Consider the following 8,074-nt stretch of genomic DNA (forward strand, 5'->3'; position numbering starts at 1 on the left):
CCAGCCGGTAGTAGTCGCGCAGGTCCCGCTCGGTCGCCACCCCCAACGAGCCGGCCGCTCGCCGCACCAGCTCGCGTTGGGCGTCCGCCCGGGACGGCGTCGCAGCGGCGAGCACCGCCTCCGGCAGCACCCGCTCGGGCAGGTCGTAGCGCCGCTCGAACCCGCGCCGGTCGGCGGTGGCGACCTCCCCCGCCCAGAACAGGTACTCCAGGGCCCGCTTGACGTGCGACCAGTCCCACCAGGGGCCGCTGCGCCGGCCGCGGTCGGCGGCGTGCAGGTGCTCCAGCTCGCCGGCGGAGAGCGGCCCGGACTCGCGCACCGCCGCCAGCACGGCGGCCACCAGCGCCGGCTGCTCGGTGGCGACCGCCCGCATGCCGCCCCACGAGTCGTCCAGCGCCTTGGCCATCCGCCAACGCAGCAGCGGCTGGACCTCGACCGGCAGCAGGCTGGCCTCGTGGCCCCAGTACTCGAACAGCTCACGCGGCCGGCGGTAGGCGGCCCGGTCCAGCAGCGCGGTGGGGTACGGACCGAGCCGGGAGAACAGCGGCAGGTAGTGCGCCCGCACCAGCACGTTGACCGAGTCGATCTGCAGCAGCCCGGTGCGCCCGACCACCCGGCGCAGCGCCCGCCGGTCCGGGACGCCGACCGGCTGCGGGTCGGCGAAGCCCTGCGCGGCCAGCGCGATCCGCCGGGCCTGGGCCAGAGTCAGCGACTCGGTGGGGGGCACAGCTCCGATCCTGCCGGACCGGCCCGGCTCGACGGCGCGGGGCTACCCCCCCCCCGGCGGGAACGCGTACTGCACGGGGATGGCCGGCGGGGTGCCCCGGTACACGGCGATGACGATCTCCTCGTGCTGGGTCAGCACGATCTGCGAGGGGTCCCCGGTGAACGCCCTGCCGTCCACCCACACTCCGACGGTGCGGCCGTCCACCCCGCTCAGGTACCCGCCGACCCGGCCGCGGCCGAGGGCCACGTCCCACTCGGCGAACACCTGGCCCAGGGTGAAGGTCTGCTGGGACGGCGTCTCAATGTGCACCACGCCGTCCGGCTCGTGGGTGTGCAGCGGGGCGATCCCGGTGCTGGCGATGCCCTGCCCGGCCGGCACCGGGACCGGCAGCCCGTCCACGATCACGTCCAGGTGGGCGTGGCAGTGCACGGTGAGCGTCTCGGCCGGAGTGAGGGTCAACCCGGCCGCCGCGACCCGGACGGCTTGGTCGGACGGCCGGTTCCAGGGCGGAGCGGTGGTCCGGCCGACCACGCTGGCCGGAGCGGCCGAGGAGACCGTGCCCGGCTGCACGGCGGAGGCGGCGATGAGCGGGATCGTCCGACGGTGGATACCCAGCAGGACGCCTGAGGGGCTCCGGAGGTTTCCGCGGCTCAGGTGATCTCGAGCAGCTTCTCCCGGACGGCGTAGACGACCGCCTCCATGCGCGAGTGCAGCTGCAGCTTCTCCAGGATGTTGCGGATGTGGTTCTTCACCGTGTTCTCGCTGATGAACAGCTGCCGGGCGATGTCCCGGTTGTTCATGCCCCGGGCGACCAGCCGCAGCACCTCCAGCTCGCGCTCGGTCAGCCGCGGCGCCGGCACCTGCTGCCGGTCGTCGTCGCGTTTGACCAGCTGGGCGAACTCCGAGATGAGCTTGGACGCCATCGACGGGCTGATCAGCGACTGGCCCCCGGCGACCGCGCGGATCGCCGTGGCGACCTCGTCGATCGAGATCTCCTTGAGCAGGTACCCGGTCGCCCCCGCCTTGATCGCCTCGTAGAGGTCGGCCTCCTCGTCGCTGATCGTCAGCATGATGATCTGCGCCGAGGGGACGACGTCCTTGATGGCGGTGCAGGCCTCGATGCCGGACCGGCGGGGCATCCGGATGTCCATGAGGACGACGTCCGGCAGCAGCTCCTCGGCCCGTTCGACGGCCTCGGCTCCGTCACCGGCCTCGCCCACCACCTCGATGTCCAGCTCCTGCGCGAGCACCATCTCCAGGCCGCGGCGGAACAGCGCGTGGTCGTCGACGACGAGGACGCGGATCGGCTCACTGCGATCCATACGCGCCGCCACCTCCGCTCGGTTCCCGGGCGCCCATCATGGCACGCGCCGGGGACCGGGCAGCGGTGGCGGCGGACCGGCCGGATCAGCCGACGATCAGCTGACCGCCTCGAGGTCGAGGTGGATCACGCCGTAGTCGTAGCCGCGGCGGCGGTACACCACGGACGGGCGGCCGGTCGCGGCGTCGCTGAACAGGAAGAAGTCGTGGCCGACCAACTCCATCTCGTACAGGGCCTGGTCCAGGGTCATCGGGTGGGCCTTGTGGACCTTCTCCCGGACCACCATGGGGCCCTCGCCGAGATCCCCCGCGGGCTCCTCGCTCGGAGCCTCCACCGCAGGGGCCGCCTCGACGGCCGCGGCGCCGTTGCCGGACGGCTTCTTCTTCCAGTCGGTCCGCCGGTCGGCGGCGCGGCGCAGCCGACCCTCCAGCTTGCCGATCGCGAGGTCGAGGGCCGCGTACTTGTCGTCGGCCGCGGCCTCGGCCCGGACGGCCGGCCCCTTGCTGCGGATGGTCAGCTCGACTCGGAAGGCCCGGTCGGCCAACCGCGGGTTGGACTCCTTGGAGACCTCGACGTCGACTCTCTGCACCTTGGAATCGAGCTTCTCGACCTTGCTGAGCTTGTCGCTCACGTGGTCGCGGAAGCGATCCGACACCTCGAGATGACGCCCCTTGACGACGATGTCCACCGCGCTCCTCCGTCCTTGACCGGTCCGGAAAGCAGCACCCGCCCGGCCGACCTGGTCTTCGTCCCCACATCCGCCTGCTGAAGGTCTCGCAGCGCTATTGCCACTACCCCCCTTCTCCCGGATCGGGGGACATCTGGCCCCCCGGCGGGGCAGGACTTATCCCTAAACCGCACCGTGATCGGACGACGAGAAGTCGCCTTACGTGGGCCGTTTCGCCTGCGGCTGGCATCGGCTTGCAACCACGGACCCGGGCGAGTGCCACAACTGGACGCTATCCGAGCCGGACCATGATCGTCGAGGGGACTTCGACCCATGCCCTGAACGGCGGACTCGGGCAGCGGCAGTGCCGCCGGGGCGTGACCGCAACCACAGCGATGCCGACCACCCGGCTGCCGGCGGATCGCACCACTCGCACCGCCTCGGCGAGCGTCGAGCCGGTGGTCACGACATCGTCGACGATCAGCACCGCGTGGCTGCCCAGGACGCCCGCCCCGGGGCAGACCACCATGGCCCCGGACAGGTTGGCGGCCCGGCCGGCGGCGTCCCGCCCGGCCTGGTCGGCGGTCACCCGGGCCAGCCCCCGGACCGCGGCCAGCACCGCCGCGGCCAGCGCGTCGCCCAGCGGGGCGACCAGGCCCCGCCGACCGTGCTCCTTGTGGGCGAGCACGGCCGCCCGCACCGGGACCTCGTAACGGGCCGCCGCCCAGGTGCCCCCGGGCTTGCGGAAGGGCCCGGCCCGCAGCCAGCGAAGGCACGCGGGGCACAGCTGCGCACCCGGGGTCTGGCAGCCGGCGCAGGTGCGGGGCAGCACCAGGTCGATCAGTGCCTCGCCGAGGTCGAGCAGCCGTCGCATCCGGCCACGGTGCCGGACCGCGGTCGTCCACAGCGGGGCCGCGGCCGGGGCTGTGGACGGGGCGGCTCAGCCCGGGTAGGCCGGGTCGACGCCGGCGCCCAGCTCGGTCCAGTTGAGGTTCGAGTACTGGAACACCGTGCCGGTCGCCGTGGCCGCGAGCACCGGCCGGCCCGGGGCCCCGGCCACCGAGGTGATGTTCTTGCCCACCGAACCGAGGTCACGCAGGACCACCCCGGCCAGGTCGACGATGGACGGCTGGGTGATCCCGGCCGGGCCCACGCCGAGGACCACCAGCCGGTCGGCCGTGTTCCAGGACACGTCGAGCACGTCGCTGTAGGAGGACTCCACCGGGCGCAGCCCGGCCAGGGTGATCCGGTCCGCCGCGCGCTCCACCCGGCCCACGTACAGCCGGCCGGCGTCGGCGCCCTTGATCACGACCGCGGCGCGCGCGCCGTCCCTGGCCACCGACAGCGCGAGCACCTGGCCCGGTGGCAGCCCCACGGTGTCCACCTTCCGCGGCTTCTCGCCGACCCGGACGGTCCAGATCGTCGGGCCGGCCTTGGTCCGGTCCACCACCCACGCGTCGCCGAAGATGTCCCAGGACGGCGCCGTCAACGACGTGCCGACGACCACCACGCTCGCCTTCTCGTCGTTGGCCAGCCGGCCCAGGACCAGCCGACCGGAGCTGTCCAGCCCGGCCAGCAGGTCACCCTCGAGGGACACCGCCGGGGACCGGACCTCGACCTGGCCGTCCCCGAACGGCCCCGGAACGGTGCTCGGGGAGCCGCTGCCGAAGGAGTACACCCGGCCGTGGCGCACGAAGTAGCCCAGGGCAGAGGCGCGCAGCACGTCCGGGTCGAAGGACGGCCACGCGTCGCGCGGCTGGTCCGGGGACGCGCCCGGCACGGCGAGGGGGGTGCCGTCGACGCTGATCTGGACCGCGGCCACGTCGGACAGCTGGCGAAGCGTCCAGACCAGCTGCGCGGACATCGCCCTCATGTCCTCCGAGCCGGCCCGGGACGCCGCGGAGCTGAGGTCCACCTGGACGACGTTGTTCCGGACGGGCGCACCCCCTATCAGCGACGTCCCCACCGGGAAGGCGGTCGCGACCGCCGGGGCCAGCCAGGCGCTGGGCCCCTCGAGCAGCGCGCGCACCAGGCTGGTCGACACCCCGGACCCCACGGGCAGCAGCACCGGGTTGGGCACCAGGACCGTCCGGGTCGGGTCCGGGAAGTACAGGTCGAAGCTGCGGTAGGCCCGCGCGACGTCCAGCTGGGTGAGGAACAGCCCGTCGGGCAGCGACGCGATCCGCCACTCGCCGCCCACCTTGCGCAGGGTGAACTTGGCCGACGTGACGGTCCCGCCCGGGGACGCGGTGTACTCGCCCTGCTCGGAGATGCGGGCCACCTCGGTCGCCCTCAGCGTGATCGCCGAGCCCTGCTGGACGAGCAGGGCGCCGTTGCCGGAGGAGTCGTCGTAGACCACCACGCCGACGCCGGGCCGCCATCTGTGCTGCACCTCCGGGGCCAGGTAGTCCCTGGCCACCCCGTGGTCGTTGTCGAAGGACGCAGAGGCCTGCAGGAAGCCGTCCAGGACCTGCTGCTCGGTGAGCCCGGACACCGGCTCGCGCGCGATCAGCTGGATGAACGGCTCGTTGCGCTCACTGCCCACCTCGGCGCCCTGCCGGACCGGGCCGGAATCGGGGATGCCTGCGCACGCGGACAGCAACGCCGCGGCGACGGCGAGGCCAGCCAGCGCGCGCAGCCCTCGGGGGCGCGGCAGCCGGCTAGGCATCGGCGCCCCTGGCCGGCAGGCCCACGGTCAGCGGCACCCGGCGGCCCACGGCCGCATCCGGCGGCTCGAGCGGCAGCGGCGAGCTGCTCAGCACGTCGCTGACCCGGCGCGGCAGGGTCAGCCGGAAGTGGGTGCCGTCCCCGGGCTGGCCCCACGCCTGCAGCCACCCGCCGTGCAGCCGGGCGTCCTCGAGCGCGATGGCCAGGCCGAGCCCGGTGCCGCCCGTCGTCCGGGCCCGAGCCGGGTCAGCCCGCCAGAACCGGTTGAACACCAGCGAGGACTCCCCCGGGCGCAGCCCCACCCCGTGATCGCGGACGCCGACCGCCGCGCCGCCGACGTCCTGCGCGACGGCGACGTCGATCGGCCGGCCCTCGCCGTGCTCGATGGCGTTGACGACCAGGTTGCGCACCACCCGCTCCACCCGGCGCGGGTCGCACTCGACCAGGCAGCGCCGGCTGACGGTGACGACCGAGATGTCGCTGCCCTTCGCCTCGGCCAGCGGCGCCGCGCCGTCGACCACCCGGCGCACGATCTCGCACAGGTCGGACTGCTCGGGCTCGAGCACCGCCGCGCCGGCGTCGTACCGGCTGATCTCCAGCAGGTCGGTGAGCAGGGACTCGAAGCGGTCCAGCTGGTTCTGCAGCAGCTCGGCCGACCGGGCGGTGGCCGGGTCGAACTCCTGGCGCGCCTCGTGCAGCACGTCCGCGGCCATCCGCACCGTCGTGAGCGGGGTACGCAGCTCGTGCGAGACGTCGGACACGAACCGGCGCTGGACCCGGGACAGATCCTCGAGCTGGCTGATCTGCTTCTGCAGCGAGGACGCCATGTGGTTGAACGAGGTGGCCAGCCGGGCCAGGTCGTCCTCGCCCTGCACGGCCATCCGCTGCTCGAGCCGGCCGGCCGAGAACTGCTCGGCGGTCCGCGCCGCCATCCGCACCGGGGTGACCACCTGCCGGGTGACCACCCAGGCGATCAGGGCGAGCAGCCCGACGAGCAGCAGGCCGGCGACGATGAGCGTGCGCTGGAACAGTGCCAGGGTGGCCTGCTCCTGGGTGAGCGGGAACACGTAGTACAGCTCGTAGGCCCCGGCCCCGGGGACCGACAGCGGTGCGCCCACGATGAAGCCCGGCACCCGCGTCGTGCCGTCCGCGGACGGCATCGTCGTGTACGTGTAGGACTGGCGCTGGGTGGAAGTGACCGCTTCGCGCAACGCCGGGGGCACGCTGCCCTTGTCGACCAGGTTGCTGCTGAACTCCGGCTTGGTCGGCACGTTCGCCGAGCCGAGCAGCAGCACCTGGTACAGCGGAGGCTGCCCGGCCCGGTTGCTCAGCTGCGTGGTGATCCCCTGGATCAGGGCCTCGGTGGACGCGGCGTCGGTGGTGTCGGCAGCGTCCAGCCGGGCCTGCGCCTCGGTCAGGCCGGCTCGAGCCTCGTCCAGGGCCGCGTGCTGCTTGGCGTCGAGCAGGCCGGCGCTGATCCGGGACAGCAGCAGCCAGCCCAGCACGATCACCACGAGCACCGAGAGCACTGTGGTCGTCAGCACCACCCGCAGGTACAGCGACCGGCGCCAGGCCGCCACCACCCGGTCGGTGGTCCGCTCGGCCAGCACGCGGGCGCCGAAGATCGCCGACCACAGCCGGTGGCCCGGGGTCGGGCTCGACACCGGCGCGGTGGAGGGGGTGGACGTCATGACCTGGTCCTCAGCCGCCCTCGGGGGACCCCGCCTTGTAGCCGACGCCGCGGACGGTGACCACGATCTCCGGCTTCTCCGGGTCCTTCTCGATCTTGGACCGCAGCCGCTGGACGTGGACGTTCACCAGCCGGGTGTCGGCGGCGTGCCGGTAGCCCCACACCTGCTCGAGCAGCAGCTCGCGGGTGAACACCTGCCACGGCTTGCGGGCCAGCGCCACTAGCAGGTCGAACTCCAGCGGGGTCAGCGGGATGGCGCTGCCGTCGCGGGTCACCCGGTGGCCCGCCACGTCGATGCTCACGTCGCCGATGGTCAGCGACTCGGGGGCGATCTCGTTGTCCCGGCGCAGCCGGGCCCGGATCCGGGCCACCAGCTCCTTCGCCTTGAACGGCTTGACGATGTAGTCGTCGGCCCCGGACTCCAGCCCGACGACGACGTCGACCGTGTCGGTCTTCGCCGTGAGCATGACGATCGGGACGCCGGACTCGGCGCGGATCTGCTTGCAGACGTCGATGCCGTCACGGCCGGGCAGCATCAGGTCGAGCAGCACCAGGTCCGGCCGGGTCTCCCGGAACACGCTGAAGGCACGGGCCCCGTCGGCGCAGAAGACCGGCTCGAAACCTTCGCCCCTCAGGACGATCCCGAGCATCTCGGCCAGCGCGGTGTCATCGTCGACGACTAGCACGCGTCCCTTCATGGCGTCCATCGTGGCATCCGACGCGCCAACTGCCGCATCCGTTCCCCGATCGGGCGCAAACGGTCGCGGCTGCCGGGGTGCGGCGAGGGCCAGGTGACACCATGGTCGCGATCACCACGGAGAGCCCCCCAGGAGCGCAGATGAGCGACCAGCCCGGCTGGGCCACCCCCGGCCAGGAGCCCCCCGAGGGGCCGTCCGGCTGGTCGGTGCCGCCCCCACCCCCACCGCCGTACGCGCCTTACGGCGGGGCACCGGCGGCGGCCGCGGTCAAGCCTGGGGTGATCCCGTTGCGCCCGTTGGGCAT

The 8,074-nt window shown here is 73.4% G+C and carries 8 protein-coding genes; all 8 read right to left on the minus strand.

The features are described 5' to 3' along the window. On the minus strand, positions 1-727 hold a 727-nt coding region (locus VIM19_21055), incomplete at its 3' end, for a crosslink repair DNA glycosylase YcaQ family protein (GenBank protein HEY5187322.1). Positions 728-769: 42 nt separating this feature from the next. Beyond that, entirely contained in the window at positions 770-1,297 is a 528-nt protein-coding gene (locus tag VIM19_21060; protein ID HEY5187323.1) for a hypothetical protein, read from the minus strand. An 80-nt stretch (positions 1,298-1,377) separates the two neighbouring features. Next, positions 1,378-2,049 carry a response regulator transcription factor gene (locus VIM19_21065; protein HEY5187324.1) on the minus strand — a complete coding sequence of 224 codons (672 nt, stop codon included), beginning with the start codon at positions 2,047-2,049 and terminating at the stop codon, positions 1,378-1,380. A 96-nt stretch (positions 2,050-2,145) separates the two neighbouring features. Beyond that, a complete protein-coding gene (raiA, locus tag VIM19_21070; GenBank protein ID HEY5187325.1) occupies positions 2,146-2,736 on the minus strand; it encodes a ribosome-associated translation inhibitor RaiA in 591 nt (196 codons plus the stop codon). 271 nt (positions 2,737-3,007) lie between these two features. Beyond that, positions 3,008-3,589 (minus strand): phosphoribosyltransferase family protein, encoded by a 582-nt coding sequence (locus tag VIM19_21075; protein ID HEY5187326.1) that lies wholly within the window; start codon positions 3,587-3,589, stop codon positions 3,008-3,010. 66 nt (positions 3,590-3,655) lie between these two features. Next, on the minus strand, positions 3,656-5,383 hold the full coding sequence (locus VIM19_21080; GenBank protein HEY5187327.1) for an LpqB family beta-propeller domain-containing protein: 1,728 nt from the start codon (positions 5,381-5,383) through the stop codon (positions 3,656-3,658). Next, a complete protein-coding gene (mtrB, locus tag VIM19_21085; GenBank protein HEY5187328.1) occupies positions 5,376-7,073 on the minus strand; it encodes an MtrAB system histidine kinase MtrB in 1,698 nt (565 codons plus the stop codon). Before mtrB ends, VIM19_21080 begins: the two co-directional genes overlap by 8 nt. 10 nt (positions 7,074-7,083) lie before the next feature. Beyond that, positions 7,084-7,770: an MtrAB system response regulator MtrA gene (gene mtrA / locus VIM19_21090; protein ID HEY5187329.1), complete on the minus strand. Its 687-nt coding sequence runs from the start codon at positions 7,768-7,770 to the stop codon at positions 7,084-7,086. Between the last annotated feature and the right edge of the window lie 304 nt (positions 7,771-8,074).

The organism is Actinomycetes bacterium, from assembly GCA_036510875.1.
Classification (GTDB): domain Bacteria; phylum Actinomycetota; class Actinomycetes; order Prado026; family Prado026; genus DATCDE01.